The sequence below is a fragment of the Streptomyces tatrensis genome (assembly GCF_049310065.1).
Classification (GTDB): domain Bacteria; phylum Actinomycetota; class Actinomycetes; order Streptomycetales; family Streptomycetaceae; genus Streptomyces.
The window spans coordinates 2,276,755-2,300,000 of sequence record NZ_JBMDLB010000011.1 but is presented as its reverse complement, the minus strand read 5'-3'; the positions used below and the strand labels follow the sequence as shown (position 1 = coordinate 2,300,000).

At 70.6% G+C, this 23,246-nt stretch carries 15 protein-coding genes, 2 rRNA genes and 1 pseudogene; 15 read left to right on the top strand and 3 right to left on the bottom strand.

From position 1 onward, the window contains the following. The first annotated feature begins 127 nt into the window (after nucleotides 1–127). The 4 genes and pseudogenes from ACODT5_RS26110 to ACODT5_RS26095 all read left to right on the top strand — a co-directional run bounded on the left by ACODT5_RS26110 (nucleotide 128) and on the right by ACODT5_RS26095 (nucleotide 6,217). A 23S ribosomal RNA gene (locus tag ACODT5_RS26110) occupies nucleotides 128–3,251 on the top strand. A 107-nt stretch (nucleotides 3,252–3,358) separates the two neighbouring features. Then, a 5S ribosomal RNA gene (gene rrf / locus ACODT5_RS26105) occupies nucleotides 3,359–3,475 on the top strand. A gap of 177 nt (nucleotides 3,476–3,652) precedes the next feature. Then, a pseudogene (locus ACODT5_RS26100) lies at nucleotides 3,653–4,936 on the top strand (hypothetical protein); the annotation flags it as partial. Nucleotides 4,937–5,317: 381 nt separating this feature from the next. Beyond that, complete coding sequence (locus ACODT5_RS26095; protein ID WP_422525041.1) at nucleotides 5,318–6,217, top strand: hypothetical protein; 900 nt, start codon at nucleotides 5,318–5,320, stop codon at nucleotides 6,215–6,217. A gap of 64 nt (nucleotides 6,218–6,281) precedes the next feature. Here ACODT5_RS26095 and ACODT5_RS26090 read toward each other — a convergent pair whose 3' ends face one another. Next, nucleotides 6,282–7,553 (bottom strand): DUF1015 family protein, encoded by a 1,272-nt coding sequence (locus tag ACODT5_RS26090; protein ID WP_422521666.1) that lies wholly within the window; start codon nucleotides 7,551–7,553, stop codon nucleotides 6,282–6,284. Between the two features lie 114 nt (nucleotides 7,554–7,667). On the opposite strand from ACODT5_RS26090, the gene ACODT5_RS26085 reads away from it, so the two are divergent. The 4 genes from ACODT5_RS26085 to ACODT5_RS26070 all read left to right on the top strand — a co-directional run bounded on the left by ACODT5_RS26085 (nucleotide 7,668) and on the right by ACODT5_RS26070 (nucleotide 11,872). Next, on the top strand, nucleotides 7,668–8,717 hold the full coding sequence (locus ACODT5_RS26085; RefSeq protein ID WP_422521665.1) for an HAD hydrolase-like protein: 1,050 nt from the start codon (nucleotides 7,668–7,670) through the stop codon (nucleotides 8,715–8,717). 178 nt (nucleotides 8,718–8,895) lie between these two features. Next, nucleotides 8,896–9,939, top strand: a complete 1,044-nt coding sequence (locus ACODT5_RS26080) for a FecCD family ABC transporter permease (protein WP_422525040.1) — start codon at nucleotides 8,896–8,898, stop codon at nucleotides 9,937–9,939. 71 nt (nucleotides 9,940–10,010) lie between these two features. Then, complete coding sequence (locus tag ACODT5_RS26075) at nucleotides 10,011–11,012, top strand: FecCD family ABC transporter permease (RefSeq protein WP_422525039.1); 1,002 nt, start codon at nucleotides 10,011–10,013, stop codon at nucleotides 11,010–11,012. Then, the gene (locus ACODT5_RS26070) at nucleotides 11,009–11,872 is read left to right on the top strand and encodes an ABC transporter ATP-binding protein (RefSeq protein WP_422521664.1); all 864 of its coding nucleotides are present in this window, start codon (nucleotides 11,009–11,011) and stop codon (nucleotides 11,870–11,872) included. Before ACODT5_RS26075 ends, ACODT5_RS26070 begins: the two co-directional genes overlap by 4 nt. A 239-nt stretch (nucleotides 11,873–12,111) precedes the next feature. On the opposite strand, the gene ACODT5_RS26065 is transcribed toward ACODT5_RS26070, so the two are convergent. Further along, nucleotides 12,112–12,459 carry a sterol-binding protein gene (locus ACODT5_RS26065; protein WP_422521663.1) on the bottom strand — a complete coding sequence of 116 codons (348 nt, stop codon included), beginning with the start codon at nucleotides 12,457–12,459 and terminating at the stop codon, nucleotides 12,112–12,114. A 66-nt stretch (nucleotides 12,460–12,525) separates the two neighbouring features. Between ACODT5_RS26065 and ACODT5_RS26060 the strand changes: the two genes are divergently transcribed. The 5 genes from ACODT5_RS26060 (at nucleotide 12,526) to ACODT5_RS26040 (ending at nucleotide 17,720) form a co-directional block, all read left to right on the top strand. After that, nucleotides 12,526–12,786 carry a hypothetical protein gene (locus ACODT5_RS26060; protein WP_422521662.1) on the top strand — a complete coding sequence of 87 codons (261 nt, stop codon included), beginning with the start codon at nucleotides 12,526–12,528 and terminating at the stop codon, nucleotides 12,784–12,786. Between the two features lie 7 nt (nucleotides 12,787–12,793). Beyond that, nucleotides 12,794–13,609, top strand: a complete 816-nt coding sequence (locus ACODT5_RS26055) for a TlyA family RNA methyltransferase (RefSeq protein WP_422521661.1) — start codon at nucleotides 12,794–12,796, stop codon at nucleotides 13,607–13,609. Continuing rightward, nucleotides 13,606–14,565: an NAD kinase gene (locus ACODT5_RS26050; protein ID WP_422521660.1), complete on the top strand. Its 960-nt coding sequence runs from the start codon at nucleotides 13,606–13,608 to the stop codon at nucleotides 14,563–14,565. The genes ACODT5_RS26055 and ACODT5_RS26050 overlap by 4 nt, the downstream gene beginning before the upstream one ends. Before the next feature lie 154 nt (nucleotides 14,566–14,719). Then, complete coding sequence (gene recN / locus ACODT5_RS26045; RefSeq protein ID WP_422525038.1) at nucleotides 14,720–16,447, top strand: DNA repair protein RecN; 1,728 nt, start codon at nucleotides 14,720–14,722, stop codon at nucleotides 16,445–16,447. 193 nt (nucleotides 16,448–16,640) lie between these two features. Further along, the gene (locus ACODT5_RS26040; RefSeq protein ID WP_422521659.1) at nucleotides 16,641–17,720 is read left to right on the top strand and encodes a glycosyltransferase family 4 protein; all 1,080 of its coding nucleotides are present in this window, start codon (nucleotides 16,641–16,643) and stop codon (nucleotides 17,718–17,720) included. Between the two features lie 503 nt (nucleotides 17,721–18,223). Here the strand turns inward: ACODT5_RS26040 and ACODT5_RS26035 are convergent. Then, nucleotides 18,224–19,852, bottom strand: coding sequence for a PucR family transcriptional regulator (locus ACODT5_RS26035; protein WP_422521658.1), 1,629 nt, complete (start codon nucleotides 19,850–19,852; stop codon nucleotides 18,224–18,226). 181 nt (nucleotides 19,853–20,033) lie between these two features. Here ACODT5_RS26035 and ACODT5_RS26030 point away from each other — a divergent pair, with 181 nt between their 5' ends. Further along, nucleotides 20,034–21,566, top strand: coding sequence for an APC family permease (locus tag ACODT5_RS26030; RefSeq protein ID WP_422521657.1), 1,533 nt, complete (start codon nucleotides 20,034–20,036; stop codon nucleotides 21,564–21,566). Nucleotides 21,567–21,580: 14 nt separating this feature from the next. Next, nucleotides 21,581–23,218: a flavin monoamine oxidase family protein gene (locus ACODT5_RS26025; RefSeq protein ID WP_422521656.1), complete on the top strand. Its 1,638-nt coding sequence runs from the start codon at nucleotides 21,581–21,583 to the stop codon at nucleotides 23,216–23,218. Nucleotides 23,219–23,246: the final 28 nt, after the last annotated feature.

The window sequence follows — 23,246 nt, the reverse complement described above, 5'->3', positions numbered from 1 at the left end:
GTATCTGAGGGTACGGCCGAAAGGCTTTATCTTCGTGATGCCGGCCCCAGTGAACTTCGTCTGCGGATGAGGGTGATGGGTGACTGGTCGTTGCTTGAGAACTACACAGTGGACGCGAGCATCTGTAGGCCAAGTTTTTAAGGGCGCACGGTGGATGCCTTGGCACCAGGAACCGATGAAGGACGTGAGAGGCCGCGATAGGCCCCGGGGAGCTGCCAACTGAGCTTTGATCCGGGGGTGTCCGAATGGGGAAACCCGGCAGTCGTCATGGGCTGTCACCCACTGCTGAACACATAGGCAGTGTGGAGGGAACGCGGGGAAGTGAAACATCTCAGTACCCGCAGGAAGAGAAAACAACCGTGATTCCGGGAGTAGTGGCGAGCGAAACCGGATGAGGCCAAACCGTATGCGTGTGATACCCGGCAGGGGTTGCGCATGCGGGGTTGTGGGAATTCTTTTGATCGGTCTGCCGGCCGGTCGGCGAGTCAGAAACCGTTGATGTAGTCGAAGGACATGCGAAAGGTCCGGCGTAGAGGGTAAGACCCCCGTAGACGAAACATCAGCGGCTTGCTTAAGAATCTCCCAAGTAGCACGGGGCCCGAGAAATCCCGTGTGAATCTGGCGGGACCACCCGCTAAGCCTAAATATTCCCTGGTGACCGATAGCGGATAGTACCGTGAGGGAATGGTGAAAAGTACCGCGGGAGCGGAGTGAAATAGTACCTGAAACCGTGTGCCTACAAGCCGTGGGAGCGTCGCCGTTATTCTTCGGAATAACGGTCGTGACTGCGTGCCTTTTGAAGAATGAGCCTGCGAGTTAGCGGTGTGTAGCGAGGTTAACCCGTGTGGGGAAGCCGTAGCGAAAGCGAGTCCGAATAGGGCGATTGAGTTGCACGCTCTAGACCCGAAGCGGAGTGATCTAGCCATGGGCAGGTTGAAGCGGAGGTAAGACTTCGTGGAGGACCGAACCCACCAGGGTTGAAAACCTGGGGGATGACCTGTGGTTAGGGGTGAAAGGCCAATCAAACTCCGTGATAGCTGGTTCTCCCCGAAATGCATTTAGGTGCAGCGTCACGTGTTTCTTGCCGGAGGTAGAGCACTGGATAGGCGATGGGCCCTACCGGGTTACTGACCTTAGCCAAACTCCGAATGCCGGTAAGTGAGAGCGTGGCAGTGAGACTGTGGGGGATAAGCTCCATGGTCGAGAGGGAAACAGCCCAGAGCATCGACTAAGGCCCCTAAGCGTACGCTAAGTGGGAAAGGATGTGGAGTCGCAGAGACAACCAGGAGGTTGGCTTAGAAGCAGCCACCCTTGAAAGAGTGCGTAATAGCTCACTGGTCAAGTGATTCCGCGCCGACAATGTAGCGGGGCTCAAGCGTACCGCCGAAGTCGTGTCATTGCAGCAATAGGGCCAACGCCCGCTGTGATGGGTAGGGGAGCGTCGTGTGCCGGGTGAAGCAGCAGCGGAAGCTAGTTGTGGACGGTTCACGAGTGAGAATGCAGGCATGAGTAGCGATACACACGTGAGAAACGTGTGCGCCGATTGACTAAGGGTTCCTGGGTCAAGCTGATCTGCCCAGGGTAAGTCGGGACCTAAGGCGAGGCCGACAGGCGTAGTCGATGGACAACCGGTTGATATTCCGGTACCCGCTTTGAAACGCCCAATATCGAATCAGGCGATGCTAAGCCCGTGAAGCCGTTCCGGACCCTTCGGGGAAAGGAAAGTGGTGGAGCCGGTGACCCAGACTTGTAGTAGGTAAGCGATGGGGTGACGCAGGAAGGTAGTCCAGCCCGGGCGGTGGTAGTCCCGGGGTAAGGGTGTAGGCCGAGGGGTAGGCAAATCCGTCCCTCATATAAGGCTGAGACCTGATGCCGAGCCGATTGTGGTGAAGTGGATGATCCTATGCTGTCGAGAAAAGCCTCTAGCGAGTTTCATGGCGGCCCGTACCCTAAACCGACTCAGGTGGTCAGGTAGAGAATACCGAGGCGTTCGGGTGAACTATGGTTAAGGAACTCGGCAAAATGCCCCCGTAACTTCGGGAGAAGGGGGGCCATCACTGGTGATCGGATTTACTCCGTGAGCTGGGGGTGGCCGCAGAGACCAGCGAGAAGCGACTGTTTACTAAAAACACAGGTCCGTGCGAAGCCGTAAGGCGATGTATACGGACTGACGCCTGCCCGGTGCTGGAACGTTAAGGGGACCGGTTAGTCACATTTCGGTGTGGCGAAGCTGAGAACTTAAGCGCCAGTAAACGGCGGTGGTAACTATAACCATCCTAAGGTAGCGAAATTCCTTGTCGGGTAAGTTCCGACCTGCACGAATGGCGTAACGACTTCTCGACTGTCTCAACCATAGGCCCGGTGAAATTGCACTACGAGTAAAGATGCTCGTTTCGCGCAGCAGGACGGAAAGACCCCGGGACCTTTACTATAGTTTGATATTGGTGTTCGGTTCGGCTTGTGTAGGATAGGTGGGAGACTTTGAAGCGGCCACGCCAGTGGTTGTGGAGTCGTCGTTGAAATACCACTCTGGTCGTGCTGGATGTCTAACCTCGGTCCGTGATCCGGATCAGGGACAGTGTCTGATGGGTAGTTTAACTGGGGCGGTTGCCTCCCAAAAAGTAACGGAGGCGCCCAAAGGTTCCCTCAGCCTGGTTGGCAATCAGGTGTTGAGTGTAAGTGCACAAGGGAGCTTGACTGTGAGACCGACGGGTCGAGCAGGGACGAAAGTCGGGACTAGTGATCCGGCGGTGGCTTGTGGAAGCGCCGTCGCTCAACGGATAAAAGGTACCCCGGGGATAACAGGCTGATCTTCCCCAAGAGTCCATATCGACGGGATGGTTTGGCACCTCGATGTCGGCTCGTCGCATCCTGGGGCTGGAGTCGGTCCCAAGGGTTGGGCTGTTCGCCCATTAAAGCGGTACGCGAGCTGGGTTTAGAACGTCGTGAGACAGTTCGGTCCCTATCCGCTGTGCGCGTAGGAATATTGAGAAGGGCTGTCCCTAGTACGAGAGGACCGGGACGGACGAACCTCTGGTGTGCCAGTTGTCCTGCCAAGGGCATGGCTGGTTGGCTACGTTCGGGAGGGATAACCGCTGAAAGCATCTAAGCGGGAAGCCTGCTTCAAGATGAGTATTCCCACCTCCTTGAGAGGGTAAGGCTCCCAGTAGACGACTGGGTTGATAGGCCAGATGTGGAAGCCCGGTAACGGGTGGAGCTGACTGGTACTAATAGGCCGAGGGCTTGTCCTCAGTTGCTCGCGTCCACTGTGTTAGTTCTGAAGCAACGAACGGTTGCTGGTTTCTAGAGCTAGAACATAACTATAAAGTGTGCTTGTTCGCTCGAAACCGATTAGGGTTTCGGTGGTCATAGCGTTAGGGAAACGCCCGGTTACATTCCGAACCCGGAAGCTAAGCCTTTCAGCGCCGATGGTACTGCAGGGGGGACCCTGTGGGAGAGTAGGACACCGCCGAACAATTTTTCAAAGGACCCCTGGTCCAGCGTTCAACGCTGGAGCAGGGGTCTTTTTTTGTTTTCCGGAGCTTTAGGTAGCTTCACGCAGCTTTACGCCGAAGCGCGGCCATGGGTTGGTTGCGCGAGAATGACTAGCGGTACCCCGACGACAGGAGTCACACCCATGTCCAACTCTCCCGACGATCGTCCGGAGCGCGAGCCTCGGCGCAACGACGGCGGTGACAGGGGCGGCTACCGCGGGGGCCGTGACGACCGTGGCGGCGAGCGTCCTCCGTTCCGTCGCGATGACCGCCCCACCGGTGGCGGCGACCGTCCCACCGGCGGTGGCTTCCGCCGTGACGACCGTGGTGGCCGTCCGGCCGGCGGTGGCGACCGTCCGTCGTACCCGCGTCGCGATGACCGTCCCTCCGGTGGCGGCGACCGTCCCACTGGTGGCGGTTTCCGTCGTGACGACCGTGGTGGCCGTCCGGCCGGCGGCGGCGACCGTCCCTCCTACCCCCGTCGTGACGACCGTGGTGGCGACCGTCCGACCGGTGGTGGCTTCCGCGGCAACGACCGTGGTGACCGTCCCTCCGGCGGCGGCTTCCGTGGCAACGACCGCGGCGACCGTCCCTCTTTCCCCCGTCGTGACGATGACCGCGGTGGGTTCCGTGGCGGCCGTGACGACCGTGGCGGTGACCGCCCGTCGTACCCGCGTCGCGATGACCGTCCCTCCGGTGGCGGCGACCGTCCCACTGGTGGTGGCGACCGTCCGTCGTACCCCCGTCGTGACGACCGTGGTGGCGACCGTCCCACCGGTGGTGGCTTCCGCGGCAACGACCGGGGCGACCGTCCCTCGTCCCCGCGCCGTGACGACCGTCCCTCCGGTGGCGACCGTCCCTCGTACCCGCGTCGCGATGACGACCGTGGTGGGTTCCGCGGCGGTCGTGACGACCGTGGCGGCGACCGCCCCTCCTTCCCGCGTCGCGATGACCGTGGTGGCGACCGTCCGACCGGCGGTGGCTTCCGCGGCAACGACCGTGGTGACCGTCCCTCCGGTGGCGGCTTCCGTGGGAACGACCGTGGTGACCGTCCGTCGTACCCGCGTCGTGACGACCGCCCCTCCGGTGGCGACCGTCCCTCCTTCCCCCGTCGTGACGATGACCGCGGTGGGTTCCGTGGCGGCCGTGACGACCGCGGTGGCGACCGCCCGTCGTACCCGCGTCGCGATGACCGCCCCTCCGGTGGCGGCGACCGCCCGTCCTACCCCCGTCGTGACGACCGTGGTGGCGACCGTCCCACCGGTGGTGGCTTCCGCGGCAACGACCGGGGCGACCGTCCCTCCGGTGGCGGCTTCCGTGGGAACGACCGCGGCGACCGTCCCTCGTATCCGCGTCGTGATGACGACCGCGGTGGGTTCCGCGGCGGTCGTGACGACCGCGGTGGCGACCGCCCGTCGTACCCGCGTCGCGATGACCGTCCCACCGGTGGCGGCGACCGTCCCACCAGTGGTGGCTTCCGCCGCGACGACCGTGGTGACCGTCCCTCCGGTGGCGGCTTCCGTGGGAACGACCGTGGTGACCGTCCGTCGTACCCGCGTCGTGACGACCGTCCCTCCGGTGGCGACCGTCCCTCGTACCCCCGTCGTGATGACGACCGCGGTGGGTTCCGTGGCAACGACCGCGGCGACCGTCCCTCGTACCCGCGTCGCGACGACCGGGGCGGCGACCGCGGTGGGTTCCGCGGGCGTGACGACCGTGGTGGCGACCGTGACTTCCGTGCCGACCGGGACCCGGTCAAGCGGCTTCCGATCGACGACGACGTCACCGGTTTCGAGATCGACTCCGACGTTCGCCAGGAGCTGCTGAGCCTGCCCAAGGGTCTGGCCGAGGAAGTCTCGAAGAACCTGGTCATGGTGGCCCGGCTGATCGACGAGGACCCGGAGCAGGCGTACGCGTACTCGCGCATCGCCCTGCGTCTGGCCTCCCGCGTCGCCGCCGTGCGCGAGGCCGCCGGCTTCGCCGCGTACGCCAACCAGAAGTACGCCGAGGCGATCGCGGAGTTCCGCGCCGCCAAGCGGATGACCGGTTCGGTCGAGCTGTGGCCCGTCATCGCCGACTGCGAGCGCGGCCTCGGCCGTCCGGAGCGGGCGCTGGCCATGGCCGGCGAGCCCGAGGTGCAGAAGCTGGACAAGGCCGGTCAGGTCGAGATGCGTCTGGTCGCGGCCGGTGCCCGCCGGGACATGGACCAGCTCGACGCTGCCATCGTGACCCTGCAGAGCCCGGAGCTGGCCTCCAGCTCCGTGCAGCCGTGGACCGCGCGTCTGCGGTACGCCTACGCCGACGCCCTGCTGGCGGCCGGCCGTGAGGACGAGGCGCGCGAGTGGTTCGCCAAGACCCTTGAGGCCGACAAGGACGGGGCCACGGACGCCTCCGACCGTCTCGCCGAGCTGGACGGTGTCGAGTTCGTCGACGCCTCCGCCGACGACTCGGACGAGGACGAGGACGAGGACGTCGAGGTCGAGGTCGACGACGAGTTCGACGACGAGGACGAAGACGAAGACGAGGACGACGACGACCCGGAGGTCGTGGCGGCCGAGCGTGCCTCCGACCAGGCCGAGTACTACGACGAGGACGACGACGAGTACGAGGGGGACGTCGAGGGTGACGTCGATGTCGACGTCACCGACGAGGTCGTCGTGCTCGACGAGGACGAGGACGAGGACGACGACCGTCGTGACGCCGGAGTCCGCGACGACGGCTGAGTGAGCTGAAAAGGGCGGTACCCCCGATGGGGGTACCGCCCTTTTTTGTTGGTCCGGGGAGCCGTCAGTCCACGCTGCGCAGGACCAGGCCGGTGGCGGGCTTCGGGCCGAAGGAGGTGGACTTGCGGGGCATCGTCACGCCCTGGCGGGCCAGTTCCCGTACGACCGCCTCGCGGACGGGGTGCAGCAGGACGGCCGTGCCGCCGAGGCGCTCCGCCATCTCGACGGTGGCCTCGGTGTCGTGGATGTACGAGATCTGGTCGGGGGCGTCGGGAACGGCCCAGAGCGTGTCCAGCAGGGTCGCGTGGAGGACCGTGGCGTCCAGGCGGCGCCAGGCCTCGGGGCGGTCTCCGCGGACCGTGGCCTCGATGAGGGCCGGCTCGGGGTCGGTGACCAGGTGGAAGGTGCCGTCTCCGGTGAGCAGGAAGGCGTTGCCGAGCTCCGCGGCCTCGGCCAGGGCCGACATGGCGGCCGGCAGCGGGCCGTCGACGGTGCGGACCCGGAAGCGGCCGTCGAGGGCGGCCAGGGCGTCGGCGGGGGACAGGCGCCGGAGCAGCCGGTGGATCGCGCGGACCTGGAGCGGGTAGCGGGCGGTGTCGACGAGGAGCACCAGGCCGAAGTCCCACGGGGTGGGGGAGCCGTGCTCCTCCTGGAGGCGCAGGTACGTCGCCCAGCGGTGGTGGCCGTCGGCGATGAGGGCCTGGCGGTCGCCCAGGTCGGCGGTGATCGCCGCCAGGTCGGCGGGGGCCGTGATCGCCCACAGCCGGTGCTGGAAGCCGTCCTCCGTGGTGGTGGAGAACAGCGGGGTGGAACGGGCGGTGCGCTCGACGACGGCCGCCGCGCCCGCCGCCGGATCGTCGCCCAGGTAGGTCAGGAGGAGCGGTTCGAGGTTGGCCGAAGTGGCGCGCATCAGGCCGGCGCGATCGGTGACCACGTGGGGCATGACGTCCTCGTGGGGGAGGACGATCCCCTCCTCGGCCGCGGAGAGGGCGAGGGCCCCGATGACCCCGCGCTGGAGGAGCTCGCCCCTGCGCTGCTCGTAGACGTAGAGCGCGGGCACCGGGTCGGCGCTGAGGATGCCCTCCGCGAGCCAGTCGCGCAGGGTGTGCGCCGCCTGCTGGTTGCGGGCGGCGGGGGTGTCGGCCTGAGGGAGGATCAGGCGGACGATGTTGTGGGGGTCGGCGGACTCCAGGTGGTTGAGTCCGTCGGGGCGCACGACCACGTCGTACGGCGGCGAGGTCACGGCGGCGAGACTGCCGACGCGCTCGGGGACATAGCGCAGGCCATGGAACGGGATCAGGCGCAGTCCGTGGTCCGCGGTGCCAGATGTGGTCATTGACGAATCCTAAGACCCGTCTCGGCATGCGGGATGATCGGGGGAGTACGGAAACCGGACAAGATCGATCTCCCCCAGCTACCGCTGGGAGGTGCCCCAGGAGGAGCAGACACCATGACGCGGCAGAGCAGGACCCTTCCCGCAGGCAGTGAGCGGAGTCTGCACCAGGCGTACGACACGGCCCTGCTGGACCTCGACGGTGTCGTGTACGCGGGCGGGGAGGCCATCGCGCACGCCGTGGACTCGCTCGCCGCGGCGCGGGCCGACGGGATGCACCTGGCGTACGTGACGAACAACGCGCTGCGCACTCCGGACGCGGTCGCCGGGCACCTGAGCGAGCTGGGCATCCCGACGGAGGCCGGCGAGGTGATCACCTCCGCGCAGGCGGTGGCCCGCCTCATCGCCGAGCAGGTGGCGCCCGGCTCGAAGGTGCTGGTGATCGGCGGCGAGGGACTGCGGGTCGCGCTGCGCGAACGCGGGCTGGTGCCGGTGGACTCCGCCGAGGAGGAGGGGCTCGCCGCGGTGGTCCAGGGGTACGGGGGGCCCGATCTGCCGTGGGGGCGGTTCGCGGAGGCCTCGTACGCGATCAACCTCGGGGTGCCGTGGTACGCCTCGAACACCGACCTGACGATCCCGGGGGCGCGGGGGATCGCGCCGGGCAACGGGGCCGCCGTGGAGGTCGTACGGATCGCCACGGGCGCCGAACCCCAGGTGGCGGGCAAGCCGCTGCCCCCGATGCACCGCGAGACCGTGCTGCGGACCGGGGCGAAGCGGCCGCTGGTGGTCGGTGACCGGCTGGACACCGACATCGAGGGCGCCTTCAACGGGGACGTGGACTCGCTGCTGGTGCTGACCGGGGTGACGGACGGGGCGCAGCTGCTGCGGGCCGAGCCGAAGTACCGGCCGACGTACGTGGACCGGGACCTGCGCGGGCTGCTGACCGGGCAGCCGGAGGTGGCGCCGGCCGACGGGGGCGGGTTCCGCTGCGGGGACTGGACCGCGGTGGCGCTGGACGGCGTACTGGAGCTGCGCGGCGAAGGTGAGAGCGACGGGAGCGGTGCGATGGACGGGCTGCGGGCGCTGTGCGCGGCGGCCTGGACCCAGGCGGGGGACGGCTCCTGCGGGCTGGACGCGGGCAAGGCGCTGGCCAGGCTGGGGCTGTAAGGGGCTGTAAGCCGCAGTGATCTGTACGGGCTGCCCGCGTCGGCGGAGCCGGGCTGCCGGTGGGGTGGTGCCGGGTCCTGGCAGGTCAGGGCCGGTGGGGACCGGGTCCGAGGACCCGGCGGGAGGGCCGTTCGGGGGACCCGAGCAGGGCGGAAGGTAGGTTAGCCTAACTTTCGTGTTGGTCGAGAGTCCCCCCGAACCGAGCGCGGCGCCGGCCGCCGCCACCCGCTCGCGCCACGGCGCGCGAGCCGCCGGTCTGCTCGCCGCCTTCGGCGTGCTCGCGCTGATCGTGGTGGCGAGCATCGCCGTCGGCGCCAAGCAGATGCCCCTCCACGAGGTCTGGCACGGCCTGTTCCACTACTCGGGGACGACCTCCGACGTCGTCGTGCGGGACCTGCGGGTCCCGCGCACCCTCCTCGGCGTGCTCGTCGGCCTCGGACTCGGGCTGTCCGGTGCCGTGATGCAGGCCCTGACCCGCAACCCGCTCGCAGAGCCGGGCATCCTCGGGGTCAACGCGGGAGCGGCGGCGGCCGTCGTATCGGCCATCAGCTTCTTCGGGGCGTCCTCGCTGAGCGAGTTCGTGTGGTGGGCCTTCCTCGGCGCCGCCGTCGTCTCCGTGGCCGTGTACGTGCTCGGCGGCAGCCGCAGCGCCACGCCCGTGCGCCTGGCCCTCGCCGGTACGGCGGCCACCGCGGCCCTCGTCGGGTACATCAACGCCGTGCAGCTGATGGACAGCAAGGCGCTGGACAAGCTCCGCTTCTGGACCGTGGGCTCGCTGGCCTCCGCGAACATGGAGACCGTCCGGCAGGTGGCGCCCTTCCTGCTGGTCGGCGCCGTCCTCGCGCTCAGCCTGGGACGGCCGCTCAACGCCATGGCCATGGGCGACGACACCGCGCGGGCGCTCGGCGCGCACCTGACGCGGACCCGGGTCGGCGCGATGATCGCCATCACCCTGCTGTGCGGGGCCGCGACCGCCGCCTGCGGGCCGATCGTCTTCGTCGGCCTGATGATCCCGCACCTCGTACGGTTCTTCACCGGCCCGGACATGCGCTGGGTGCTCGCGTACTCGGCGGTGCTCTCACCCGTCCTGCTGCTCGGCGCCGACGTCATCGGCCGGGTCGTCACCCGGCCCGCCGAACTCCAGGTCGGCATCGTCACCGCCCTCATCGGCGGACCCGTCTTCATCTACCTCGTCCGGCGCAAGAGGATGGCCCAGCTGTGACAGTGACCGACGCACCCTTCAAGGCGCGCGGGGGCCGCACCGGGCCCCGGCCGGTGCGCCTGCCCGGCGGGATGTCCCTGCGGGTGGAGCGGCGCGCGCTCGGGGTGGGGGCGCTGCTCCTGGTGCTCACGCTGGCGGTGGCCGTCCTGCTCATCGGCACCGGCGACTTCGACATCGCCCCCTGGGACGTCGTACAGACCCTGCTCGGCAACGGCACGCCCGCGCACGAGTTCATCGTCAACGACCTGCGGCTGCCGCGGGTCCTGGTCGGCGTCCTGGTGGGCGCCGCCCTCGGGATGGCCGGCGCCGTCTTCCAGTCCGTCTCGCGCAACCCGCTCGGCTCGCCGGACGTGCTCGGCTTCGGCTACGGATCGGCCGTCGGAGCGCTGCTGGTCATCGTGCTGTTCCACGGCAGCGCCGGCGAGGTGGCCGCCGGGGCCCTCGTGGGCGGGCTGGTGGCCGGAGTCGCCGTGTACCTGCTCGCGTACAAGCAGGGTGTCCACGGGTACCGGCTGGTCCTGGTCGGCATCGGCGCCTCCGCGATGCTCGTCGCCGTCATCCAGTACTTGCTGACGAAGGCACAGCTCGTCGAGGCCACCCGCGCGATGGTCTGGCTGACCGGCTCGCTGGCCGGCCGGGACTGGGCGCAGGTCTGGCCGCTGCTCGCGACCTGCGCGGTGCTGTTCCCGCTGGTCCTCGGCCAGAGCCGGGCCCTGCGGATGATCGAGATGGGCGACGACGCGGCGTACGCCGTCGGGGTGCGGGTGGAGCGGACGCGGCTGCTGCTGATGGTGGCGGCGATCCTGCTCACCACCGCGGCCAGCGCCGCGGCCGGGCCGATCAGCTTCGTCGCGCTGGCCGCGCCGCAGCTCGCGCGCCGGCTGACCCGATCGCCCGGGGCGAGCCTGCTGACCGGCGCGCTGATGGGCGCCCTCCTGCTGCTGGTGTCCGACTGGGCATCGCAGCGGGCCTTCGGCGCCGACCAGTTGCCGGTGGGGGTGGTGACCGGCCTGGTGGGCGGCTGCTACCTGCTCTGGCTGCTCGTCACCGAGCGCAAGGCGGGGCGCATATGAGGAACCAGAGGGGCCAGAAGGGCATGAGCGACCAGAGGAGCAGGCAAGTGCAGCGGCTGACCGCGGAGAACGTGACCCTCGGCTACGACCAGCGGGTCATCGCCGAGAACCTGTCGGTGGAGATCCCCGACAACTCCTTCACCGTGATCGTCGGCCCGAACGCCTGCGGCAAGTCCACCCTGCTGCGCGCCCTCTCGCGGATGCTGAAGCCGACGGTGGGGCGGGTGCTGCTGGACGGTCAGGCCATCGGGTCGATGCCGGCGAAGAAGGTGGCCAAGACGCTGGGGCTGCTCCCGCAGTCCTCGATCGCCCCGGACGGGATCACGGTGGCGGACCTGGTCTCCCGGGGCCGCTATCCGCACCAGGGGCTGCTGCGGCAGTGGTCGGGCGAGGACGAGCGGATCGTGGAGGAGTCGATGGCCTCCACCGGGGTCGCCGAGCTCGCGGACCGGGCGGTGGACGAGCTGTCGGGCGGGCAGCGCCAGCGGGTGTGGATCGCGATGGCGCTGGCGCAGCAGACGCCGCTGCTGCTGCTGGACGAGCCGACGACCTACCTGGACATCCAGCACCAGATCGAGGTGCTGAACCTCTGCGCGGAGCTCCACGAGGAGCAGGGGCGGACGCTGGTCGCGGTGCTCCACGATCTGAACCACGCGGCGCGCTACGCCACCCACCTGATCGCGATGCGGGACGGGAAGGTCGTGGCGGAGGGGCCGCCTGGCGAAGTGGTGACCGCGGAGCTGGTGGAGCGGGTGTTCGGGCTGCGGTGCCAAGTCATTTCGGACCCGGAGACGGGGACGCCGCTGGTTGTCCCCGCGGCGCGGGTGGCCCGTCGCGTGGTGGTGGCTCACGCCGAGTAGGTGTGTGCGGCGCCGCTTCCCGGGGCTCCGCGGGCTGTTGCTCGCGCGGGGTGGGTCGGCGGGTGCGGCGCCGTTTCCGGGGCTCCGCCCCGGACCCCGCGCCTCAAACGCCGGCGGGGCTGGATTTGGCGGGGCTGGGTCTGCCCGGTGCGGCCAAAGGCACGGGGCTCGGCCCTGGACCCCGCGCCTCAAACGCCGGCGGGGCTGGAATTGGCGGGGCTGGATTTGGCGAGGGTGATTTAGAGCAGGCTCTTGAGGCGCAGGAGGTCGCGGAAGCCTGCTTCCAGGCGGATGCGGCCCGAGGCCCAGGCCTTGGGGAACTTCAGGGCGCCGGCGACCAGGGAGACCAGGTCGTCGCCGGTCATCGCGAGCCGGATCTCGGCCTTGGCGGGCGGCGGGCCGGGGGCCACCGCGTCCACGCGGATGCGGCCTCCGTCCAGGCGGCCCGTGAAGGTCCGGTCCAGGTCGGTGATGTGGCAGCTCAGCGAGCGGTCGAGCGCGGTCGCACCGCGCACGTCGCCTTCGGCCCGCGCCAGGTTGTCGGAGAGTTGGTCGAGTGCCGCACGGCACTCCTCGATCGTAGCCATCGTGATCCCGACCGTACCGCAGAGCCGTGCGTGGTCGCGGACGCCCTACGCGGTAGCGTCGGGGGCATGAGCGAAGAAGGGTCCGCCGCGGCCCAGGAGCCGGACGAAGCCCCGGCCGCGCCCGCCGGGCCGGTCGCGCTGGGCGTGGTACGCACCCCCACCGGGCACGCCGGGACGGACGCCGCGCTGGAGCGGCTGGCGGACGTGGACCACCTCCCGGCGGACGGACACGTCGAGGTGTACGAGGATGTGCACAGGGGGCTTCGCTCCGCGCTGACCGCGCTGGACGCGACCGAAGGCCCCCGTCGTTACGAAAACAGGAGCTGAACCGATCGTGGCAGGAGTGGCACGCCGCCGCCTGGACGCCGAACTGGTACGCCGCAGCATGGCCCGCTCGCGCGAGCACGCCGCGCAGCTGATCGCCGCCGGCCGGGTGACCGTGGGCGGCAACACGGCGACGAAGCCGGCCACCCAGGTCGAGACCAGCGCGGCCCTCGTCGTCCTCAAGGACGACAGCGACCCCGACTACGTCTCCCGGGGCGGCCACAAGCTGGCGGGGGCCCTCGCGGCCTTCCAGCCCCGGGGGCTGCTCGTGGAGGGCCGCCGGGCGCTGGACGCGGGCGCCTCGACCGGCGGGTTCACCGACGTGCTGCTGCGCGCCGGGGTGGACCATGTGATGGCCGTCGACGTCGGCTACGGGCAGCTCGCGTGGTCCCTGCAGAGCGACGACCGGGTCACCGTGAAGGACCGCACCAACGTGCGCGAGCTGACGGTGGAGCTGATCGACGGGGTGCCCGTGGACCTGGTCGTCGGTGATCTTTCCTTCATCTCCATCGGGCTGGTGCTGCCCGCGCTCGTACGCTGCTGCGCGCCAGGCGCGGATCTGGTGCTGATGGTCAAGCCGCAGTTCGAGGTCGGCAAGGACCGGCTCGGCAGCGGTGGCGTGGTGCGCAGTGCGGAGCTGCGCGCCGAGGCCGTGCGCGACGTCGCGGCGCAGGCGTGGAAGCTGGGCCTGGGCGTGCTCGGGGTGACCGCGAGCCCGCTCCCGGGCCCCTCGGGCAATGTCGAGTATTTTCTGTGGCTGCGGGCGGGGGCACCGGTACTCGACCCGGCGGATGTCGATCGTGCAGTGGCGGAGGGGCCGCAGTGAGTGATCTTTCGGGGGACCCGGTACAGCCGGGGGAGTCAGGGAAGTCGAAGGGGCCGGGGCGGCGGACCGTCTTCCTGCTCGCGCACACCGGGCGGCCGGCGGCCATCCGCAGCGCCGAGCTGGTGGTGCAGGGTCTGCTGCGCAGCGGGCTGGGCGTACGGGTGCTGCGGCACGAGGCGGTGGACCTGCCGCTGCCGCCCGAGGTGGAGCTGGTGGCCGAGTCCGAGTGCACCCCGGAGGTGCTCGCGGGGTGCGAGCTGCTGATCGTGCTGGGCGGCGACGGGACGCTGCTGCGCGGCGCGGAGTTCGCGCGCGGCTCGGGGGTGCCGATGCTGGGCGTCAACCTGGGCCGGGTGGGCTTCCTCGCGGAGGCGGAACGGGACGACCTGGACAAGGTCGTGGACCGGGTCGTGACGCGGGAGTACGAGGTCGAGGAGCGGATGACCCTCGACGTGATCGTGCGGACCAACGGGGACGTGGTGCACCGGGACTGGGCGCTGAACGAGGCGGCCGTCCAGAAGGTGTCCCCGGAGCGGATGCTGGAGGTGGTCCTGGAGATCGACGGGCGCCCGGTGTCCGGCTTCGGCTGCGACGGGATCGTCTGCGCGACGCCGACGGGCTCGACGGCGTACGCCTTCTCTGCGGGCGGGCCGGTGGTCTGGCCGGAGGTGGAGGCGCTGCTCATGGTGCCGATCAGCGCGCACGCGCTGTTCGCGAAGCCGCTGGTGACCTCGCCCGACTCGGTGCTGGCCGTGGAGGTGCAGACCGGGACCCCGCACGGGGTGCTGTGGTGCGACGGGCGGCGGACGGTGGAGCTGCCGGCCGGGGCCCGTGTGGAGGTCCGGCGGGGGGCGGTGCCGGTGCGGCTCGCCCGGCTGCACCACGCCTCGTTCACGGACCGGCTCGTCGCGAAGTTCGCGCTGCCGGTGTCGGGATGGCGCGGGGCCCCGCACTAGGGGCGGGTGCGGGCGCCTACCGGCTCCGTACCGGCCCCGTACGGGTTCTCTGCACCGCGCGTACGTAAATAGCATGATTGTTCGAGCGGGTTCGGGCGGGTGACGTCACATGGCACCCATGAAACCTCGGTATCGTCGTCCCGTGCTTGAGGAGATGCGGATACGGTCGCTCGGAGTCATCGACGACGCTGTGGTCGAGCTGTCACCCGGTTTCACCGCGGTGACCGGCGAGACCGGCGCGGGCAAGACCATGGTCGTCACCAGCCTCGGGCTGTTGCTCGGCGGACGCGCCGACCCCGCCCTGGTGCGGATCGGTGCCAAGGCGGCGGTCGTCGAAGGGCGCATCGTCATGCGCCCGGACGCCCCCGCGGCGCTGCGCGCCGAGGAGGCCGGTGCCGAGCTCGACGACGGCGCGCTGCTGATCAGCCGGACCGTCTCCGCCGAGGGCCGCTCGCGCGCCCACGTCGGCGGCCGCTCCGTGCCCGTCGGACTGCTCGCCGAACTCGCCGACGACCTCGTCGCCGTCCACGGCCAGACCGACCAGCAAGGACTGCTCCGGCCCGCCCGGCAGCGCCAGGCCCTCGACCGGTACGCCGGCGACGCCGTCGCCGTCCCGCTGGAGAAGTACGCCGCCGCCCACCGCAGGCTGCGCGCCGTCTCCGGAGAGCTGGAGGAGATCACCACCCGGGCCCGGGAACGCGCCCAGGAGGCCGATCTGCTGCGCTTCGGGCTCGACGAGATCGCCGGTGTGGAACCGCTCTCGGGCGAGGACACCGAGCTGGCGGCGGAAGCGGAGCGCCTCGGGCACGCCGAATCCCTGTCCTCGGCCGCCCAGGTGGCGCACGCGGCCCTCGCCGGCAACGTCGAGGACCCGGAGGGCGTCGACGCGGGCGCGCTCGTCGCGGGGGCGCACCGCGCACTGGAATCCGTACGCTCCCACGACCCGGCGCTCGGCGCGCTCGCCGAGCGGATCGGCGAACTGGGCATCCTGCTCGGGGACGTGGCCGGGGAACTCGCCGGGTACGCGGACGACCTGGACGCCGATCCGCTGCGGCTGGCGGCCGTGGAGGGGCGGCGGGCGGCGCTGACCCAGCTGATCCGCAAGTACGGATCCGCCGAGGGGGGCGTGGACTCCGTCCTGGAGTGGGCCGAACGCGGGTCCGTACGGCTGCTGGAGCTGGACGGCGACGACGAGCGCATCGGCGAGCTGACCGCCGAGCGCGATGGCCTGCGGCTGGAACTCTCCGCACTGGCGCAGGCGTTGACCGACGCGCGGAACGAGGCGGCGACCCGCTTCGCGTCCGCCGTCACCGAGGAGCTGGCCTCCCTGGCGATGCCGCACGCACGGGTCACCATCGACGTCCGGCAGACCGAGGACCCCGAGGGGGTCGAGGTCGGCGGCCGGCTCGTCGCGTACGGGCCCTCGGGCGTCGACGAGGTCGAACTGCTGCTGGCCCCGCACCCCGGCGCCCAGCCGCGCCCGATCGCCAAGGGCGCCTCGGGCGGTGAGCTGTCCCGGGTGATGCTCGCCGTCGAGGTCGTCTTCGCGGGCTCCGACCCGGTGCCCACGTACCTCTTCGACGAGGTCGACGCGGGCGTCGGCGGCAAGGCGGCCGTGGAGGTCGGACGGCGGCTCGCGAAGCTGGCCAAGTCGGCGCAGGTGGTGGTCGTCACGCACCTGCCGCAGGTGGCGGCCTTCGCGGACCGGCAACTGCTGGTCGAGAAGACCAACGACGGGTCCGTGACCCGCAGCGGTGTCACCGTCCTGGAGGGCGAGGCCCGGATCCGCGAACTGTCGCGGATGCTGGCCGGCCACGAGGACTCGGCGTCGGCGCGGGCGCACGCGGAGGAACTGCTCGCGGCGGCCCGGAGCCCGGAGTAGGGCTTCTCGTCGTCATCCGGGTCGTCAGAGTCGGCGGGCTGACGCCCGGCTAGCCCGTGTGGGTGAGGATCGGGGGGTCCCGACGGTAACTCACACGGGATCCGCACCCGTATGGTCCCGGAACGCGCGTGCGGACTGGCATCCTGGGCGACGTCCCTGCCTTCCTCCCTCCCTCACCCTGGAGCTTCGGCCCGTGAGCAGCTCCCCGGTCCCGGTCCCCGTCCTTCGCACCGTCCAGGTACTCGGCGGCGCGAGCGGTGGTGCGCACGTGCGGTCGCTGGTCACCGGGCTCGCCGCGCGCGGCGTACGGGTCACCGTGTGCGCGCCCGTCGAGGCCGAGGGGGAGTACGACTTCAGCGGCGCCGGCGCGCGGTTCACCCCCGACGCGGTGAGCGCGCTGCGGGCCGCCTGCGTCGAGGCCGACGTGGTGCACGCGCACGGCGTACGGGCCGGCATGCGCGCGGCGCTCGCCCTGCGCGGGCGCCGGATCCCGCTGGTGGTGAGCTGGCACGGCGGCGGCCCCGGCAGCGGCCGCCTGAGCCTGCTGCTCGAGAGGCACGTCGCGCGGGCCGCGGCGATCGTCCTCGGCGCCTCCTCGGCGCAGGTGGACCTGGCCCGGCTGCGGGGAGCGCGGGACGCGCGGCTGGCGGCGGTGGCGGTGCCTGCGGGGGCCTCCGGGCCGTCCGGTGCGGAGGCTTCGGACCCCGGGAAGGTGCGGGCGGAACTCGGCGCGGTCGAGCGGCCGTTGCTGATCGCGGTCGGGAGTCTGGTGCCGCGCCGCGGGTACTCCGTACTGCTGGACGCGGCCCGGGAGTGGCGGACGCTGGACCCGGTGCCGCTGCTGGTGATCGCGGGCGAGGGCCCGATGCGGGCGGAGCTCGCGCGGCGCATCCAGGCGGAGCGGCTGCCCGTACGGCTGCTCGGGCGGCGGCGGGACGCGGCGCGGCTGCTGGCGGCGGCCGATGTCGCGGTGCTGCCGAGCCGGTGGGAGGCGCGGTCGCCGCTCGCGCAGGAGGCTCTGCGGATGGGCGTGCCGTTGGTGGCGACGGCGGTGGGTGGTGTGCCGGAGCTGGTGGGTGCGGCGGGTGTGCTGGTGCCCTACGGGGAGGCGGGGGCGCTGGCCGGTGCTGTGGCCGGGCTGTTGGCGGATCCCGCGCGGCGGGGGGCGTTGGCGGAGGCCGGGCGGGCCCAGGCCCTGACGTGGCCGTCGGAGGACGACACGGTGGCCCAGGTCCTCTCGGTGTACGACGAACTGACCTCGCGCCGACGGTAGCCCTCCGGGCGGAGCCCTGTCCCTGCGTCGCAGGCCGCCCGGCTGCGGGTGTGCCGCTGCGCGGCGCCGGGTCCCCTACCCGCCCTTCGCCCGTTCCCCGGAGCTCCGCCCCGGACCCGTTCCCGCGCGCGGCGCCGTCCCCGGGGGCCGGCCCCGACCCCCGCTCCTCAAACGCCGGAGGGGCTGGGTTTTGTCTGGCGTCAGCTTGTACGTGCACACAGTGAGCCCCGCCGGCGTTTGAGCCCCAGGGGGTCCGGGCGCAGCCCGGGGCCCTCTTCAGCCCGTCCGGCGTTTGAGGACCGGGGTCCGGGCAGAGCCCGGGGAACGGCGGAAGGGCGGGTAGGGGACTTCGCCCCGCAGGGCAGACCCAGCCGCACCCGCCCACCGGGCCCCGCGCCGGGACGGCGGTGGCGGGCACGCCGACCGGCCACCGACGGACGGAGTCCGGCGCAGCGAGGCGAAGCCGGTAAGGCCCGCGAGGGCCGCACCGTGCGAGCATCGCGTTAAGAAGGCGAAGGAATCGTGTGGCGGCGGGCGCGGAGGGCCAGGCTCAGGGAGAGGACCGTTTCCGGGTCGTCCAGGTCCGCGCCCAGGAGCTCCGAGATGCGGGCCAGGCGGTTGTACAGGGTCTGGCGGTTCAGGTGGAGCTCGCGCGCGGTCTCCGCCTTGCGGCCCGCGTGGGCCAGGTAGGTCTCCAGGGTGGGCAGGAGCGGCGGGCGGGACTGGGTGTCGTGCACGCGCAGGGCGCCGATCGCGCGGTCCACGAAGGCCGCCAGGTCGGGCTGTTCGCGAAGCCGCCACAGCAGCAGGTCGATGTCGAGGCGACGGGCGTCGTACCAGGGACGGGACGGCAGCCCGGCCGCGGCGGTCGCCGTCTCCGCGGCGTGGCGCAGGCCCGCCGAGGCCGCCGCCCAGCTTCCGCAGACGCCGACGACCACCGCCGGCGCGGCCCCCGCCCGGTCCAGGCCGGCCCGCTCCACACCGGCGCGCAGTGCCGCCGCGACCCGGTCCGCCACCGTCGTGCGCTCGGCGTCGGAGCGGAGGGAGACGAGGAGGGGGACGCGGCCTTCGACCGGGCGGACGCCGAGGAGCACCGGGACGCCGACGGAGGCGAGCTCCTCCAGGACGGCCCGGGCCAGGACCGCCCAGTTCCCGGACGGGGCCAGGTCCGAGGACAGCCGCATGACGATGGGCAGGAGCGGGCCGGCACCCGGTTTGAAGCCCAGGACGCGGGCCTGGGCGGGGGCGTCCTCCGCCGAGATCCGTCCCTCCGCCAGGTCGGTGAGGAAGTCGCCGCGGCCGCGCGCCGCCAGCTCGTCCTCCTGCCGGGCCTGCATCAGTACGACGGCCAGTACCCCGGCCGTCCGCTCCGCCGCCATCCGGTGCACGGGCAGCAGCGGGGCGGACACCCCGAGCAGGACCAGCCGGGCCCGCACCGAGCCCGTGCCGCGGCCGCCGCCCGGGACGTCGACCACCACGGCGTTGCCGGAGGGCTCCGCCGGGCGCTGGCCCCGTAGGCCCTCCCAGACCTGGAGCGGGTCCGCCGCGGCCTCCCCGGCGACCGGGCCGGCCGCGTACAGCAACTGGCCGTCGGGGGTTTCCAGGAAGACCGGGTTCGCCGTGAAGTCCGCCAGGATGTGGAGCACTTGGGGGATCCCGCCGCCGTCGAGCAGGGCTTCGGTGCAGCGCCGGTGGACTTCCTCGGCCCGCTGGAGCAGTGCGTAGTGCCCGTTGACGATCTCGGTGTGGACCTCCTCCGTGACGGTCACGAAGGGGACCTCCCGGTGCAGCTGGACCAGGGGGAGGCCGACGGCCCGCGCCGTCTCCACCAGGGTCGCCGGGAGCCGGGTGAAGCGGGGTCCCAGCTCGACGACCAGTGCGGCGATGCCGCGGTCCGCGAGGCGGCGTACGAAGGCGCGCTGCTCGGCGGGGCGGGTGCCGAGGCCGAGGCCGGTGGTCAGCAGCAGTTCGCCGCCCTTGAGCAGGGAAGCGATGTTGGGGACCTCGCCGGCGTGCACCCAGCGCACGGTCCGGCCGAGCCGGTCGGCGCAGGCCACGACCTCCGGGAGCCCGCTGCGCAGCCCCGGCAGCTCAAGTGCCCGCTGAACCGTGATCCCGCCCTGATTGTCCATATGGCGGACGCTACCGGGGCTCTTGTTCCGTGCACATCACCGAGCGGTTACGGGGTTTCATCTACCCCCGTCCGGCCCGACAACTCGTCGCCCCGACAAGGTGATTATCGGACTGCATGCCGATTGTGGCGTACGTCACGCGGGGCAAGAGTGAGCGCCCTCACGACAGGAACGAGGAGCCATGAGCACGGATAGCAGCACCGGCGGCGGCGCACCCCAGGTCCACAGGCTGAAAGCCAATTCGGTGGGCCTGGTCGGTGTCGTCTTCATGGCCGTCGCCACCGCGGCCCCCATTACCGCGATGACCGGCAACCTTCCCATCGCCGTCGGCTTCGGAAACGGCATCGGCGCCCCGGCCGGATACCTCTTCGCGACCGTCGTCCTGACCGTCTTCGCCGTCGGCTACGTCGCCATGGCCAAGCGGATCACCGCCGCCGGGGCCTTCTACGGGTACATCTCGCACGGCCTCGGCCGGATCGCCGGCATGGCCTCCGGCATGCTCGCGGTCCTTGCCTACATCGTCTTCGAGGCCTCGATCGTCGGCGTCTTCTCCTACTTCACCAAGACCACCGTGCAGGATCAGCTCGGCATAGACCTGCCCTGGATCGTGTACGCGGCCGCCATGATCGCGATCACCGCGGCCCTCGCGCACTTCGACATCAACCTCACGGCCAAGGCCCTGGGCGTGATGCTCATCGCCGAGATCGCCGTGCTCTTCGCCGTCGCCACCGCCGTACTGATCGCGGGCGGCGGCCCCGACGGCATCCCGGTCGAACCCCTCAACCCCAAGAACGCCTTCACCGGCGCCTCCGCCGGGCTCGGCCTCTTCTTCGCCTTCTGGTCCTGGGTCGGCTTCGAGTCCACGGCCATGTACGGGGAGGAGTCCAAGAACCCGAAGAAGGTCATCCCCAAGGCCACCCTGATCTCCGTCGTCGGCGTCGGCCTCTTCTACATCTACGTCTCCTGGATGACCATCGCGGGCAACGGCCTCACCAAGTCCGTGGAGCTCTCCGCCTCCGCCAGCCCGCTCGACCTGTTCTTCGCCCCCACCCAGACCTTCATCGGCGCCTGGGCCGTCGACGCCTTCCAGTGGCTGCTGCTCACCGGCTCCTTCGCCTGCGGCATGGCCTTCCACCAGTGCGCCGCCCGCTACCTCTACGCCATCGGCCGCGAGGGCTTCCTCCACCCGGGCCTGGGCCGCACGCACGCCAAGCACGGCTCCCCGTACATCGCCTCCATGGTGCAGACGGCCATCGCCACCGGCCTGGTCGCGCTGTTCTGGCTGACCGGGCAGGACCCGTACATCCACCTGTACACGCTGCTCGCGATCCTCGGCACCATGGCGATCCTGATCGTCCAGACCCTGTGCTCCTTCGCGGTGATCGGCTACTTCCGCAAGAACCACCCCGAGGACCGGCACTGGTTCCGCACCTTCACCGCCCCGCTGATCGGCGGCATCGCGATGGCCGCCGTGGTCGTCCTGCTGCTGGTCAACATGAAGACGGCGGCCGGGCTGGCCGCCGACTCGTTCTTCTTCACGCTGATCCCGTGGATCGTCGGGGTCGTCTTCTTCGGCGGGCTGGGACTGGGCCTGTGGCTGAAGTTCAAGGCCCCCGAGCGCTACGAGATCATCGGCCGCGTCGTCCTGGAGGACGCCGCCGAACGCACCGACGAGCCCGCAGACCAGTCCGCCCCCTCCGCCGCGAACGTCTAGAAGGAGCCACCGCCATGGCCCGTACGCCACTGATGCAAGCGCTCCGTCAGCTCGCCGCCGAACACTCCGCCGCCCGGCAGCTGGGCCTGCCCGTCGCCGAGGTCCGCGGCTCCACCCGCCGCCAGCTCCTGGGACGCGCCGCCGCACTCGGCCTCGGCACCGCCGTCGCCTCGGCGGCGGCCGCCCCCGGGCTCGCCCACGCCGTGGAGGCCACGCCCGACAAGAAGCCCGTCACCCCCGCCCGCGTCGCCATCGTCGGCGCCGGCATCTCGGGACTGACCGCGGCCCTCACCCTCAAGGACGCGGGCGTCCCCTTCACGCTCTACGAGGCCAACCCGACCCGCGTCGGCGGCCGGATGTGGACCCAGCGCTCCCTGTGGGCCTACGGGCAGACCTCCGAGATCGGCGGCGAGCTGATCGACACCAGCCACAAGAAGATCCTCGAGCTCTGCCGCCGCTTCAACCTCCCCACCGAGGACTTCCTCGGCGGCGGCCCCAACGGGGCGGAGGAGGTCCTCTGGTTCAACGGGACGTACTACCCGCGCGAGCACGCCGACGAGGACTTCAACGCCGTCTACCAGGCCCTGCGCCGCGACCTCCAGGAGGCCGGCGAGGTCTCCTGGAACTCGACGACCCCCGCGGGCACCGCCCTCGACAACATGACGATCCACCAGTGGATCGAGACCCGGATCCCCGGCGGACACGGCTCGCAGCTCGGCCGCTTCATCGACGTGGCGTACAACGTCGAGTACGGGGCCGACACCGACCAGCAGTCCGCCCTCGCGCTGGTCCTGCTGATGGGCTACCAGCCCAACCCGGGCAACTTCAACGTCTGGGGCCTGTCCAACGAGCGCTACCACATCACGGGCGGCAACGACCAGCTGCCGAACGCCATCGCCCAGGCGCTGCCCGCCGGTTCGATCGTCATGGGCCGCGAGCTGGTGGCCGTAGGCGTCTCCGCCGACGGCACCCAGACGCTGACCTTCAACGACTCGGGCACCACCCGGACGGTCGTCGCCGACCACACCATCCTGTGTCTGCCGCTGCCGATCCTCCAGCGGATCGACATCACCGGCGCCGGCTTCGACCCGCTCATGAAGAACCTGCTGCGCGACGCCCGCATGGGCTACTGCACCAAGCTCAACATGCAGTTCACCAGCCGCCCCTGGCGCGGCACCGGCCCCTGGCCGGGGGTCTCCGCCGGGGACTGCTTCACCGACAGCGAGGTCCAGCAGACCTGGGACACCACCAAGGTCCAGCCGGGCAACGGCGGCATCCTGCTCCAGTACGGCGGCGGCACCCTGGCCGGCGCGATCACCCCGGCGACCCCCTTCGCCACCGACTCCGACCCCTACGTACGCGCCCTCGCGGGCCGGATGCTCACCGGGATCGACGCCTTCTTCCCCGGCACCAAGGCGGCCTGGAACGGCAAGGCGCAGGTGTCGGCCTGGCATCGCAATCCGTACGCGCTCGGCGCGTACTCGTACTGGCCGACCGGCTACCTGCACAAGTACGCCAAGTACGAGGGCACCGCGCAGGGCCGGATCCACATCGGCGGCGAGCACTGCAGCTACGACTTCCAGGGGTTCATGGAAGGCGGGGCGACCGAGGGGGAGCGGGCGGCGAAGGAGGTCGTCACCGCCCTCACGTAGCCGCCCTCACGTGGCCGCCCTCACATAG

What these genes read in the sequence shown, in the direction of transcription:
- ACODT5_RS26090 (WP_422521666.1), bottom strand. Translation starts at nt 7,553, where the DNA reads ATGACCACATCTGGCACCGCGGACCACGGACTGCGCCTGATCCCGTTC.
- ACODT5_RS26085 (WP_422521665.1), top strand. Translation starts at nt 7,668, where the DNA reads ATGACGCGGCAGAGCAGGACCCTTCCCGCAGGCAGTGAGCGGAGTCTG.
- ACODT5_RS26075 (WP_422525039.1), top strand. Translation starts at nt 10,011, where the DNA reads ATGTCCCTGCGGGTGGAGCGGCGCGCGCTCGGGGTGGGGGCGCTGCTC.
- ACODT5_RS26070 (WP_422521664.1), top strand. Translation starts at nt 11,009, where the DNA reads ATGAGGAACCAGAGGGGCCAGAAGGGCATGAGCGACCAGAGGAGCAGG.
- ACODT5_RS26065 (WP_422521663.1), bottom strand. Translation starts at nt 12,459, where the DNA reads ATGGCTACGATCGAGGAGTGCCGTGCGGCACTCGACCAACTCTCCGAC.
- ACODT5_RS26060 (WP_422521662.1), top strand. Translation starts at nt 12,526, where the DNA reads ATGAGCGAAGAAGGGTCCGCCGCGGCCCAGGAGCCGGACGAAGCCCCG.
- recN (WP_422525038.1), top strand. Translation starts at nt 14,720, where the DNA reads ATGCGGATACGGTCGCTCGGAGTCATCGACGACGCTGTGGTCGAGCTG.
- ACODT5_RS26035 (WP_422521658.1), bottom strand. Translation starts at nt 19,852, where the DNA reads ATGGACAATCAGGGCGGGATCACGGTTCAGCGGGCACTTGAGCTGCCG.
- ACODT5_RS26030 (WP_422521657.1), top strand. Translation starts at nt 20,034, where the DNA reads ATGAGCACGGATAGCAGCACCGGCGGCGGCGCACCCCAGGTCCACAGG.
- ACODT5_RS26025 (WP_422521656.1), top strand. Translation starts at nt 21,581, where the DNA reads ATGGCCCGTACGCCACTGATGCAAGCGCTCCGTCAGCTCGCCGCCGAA.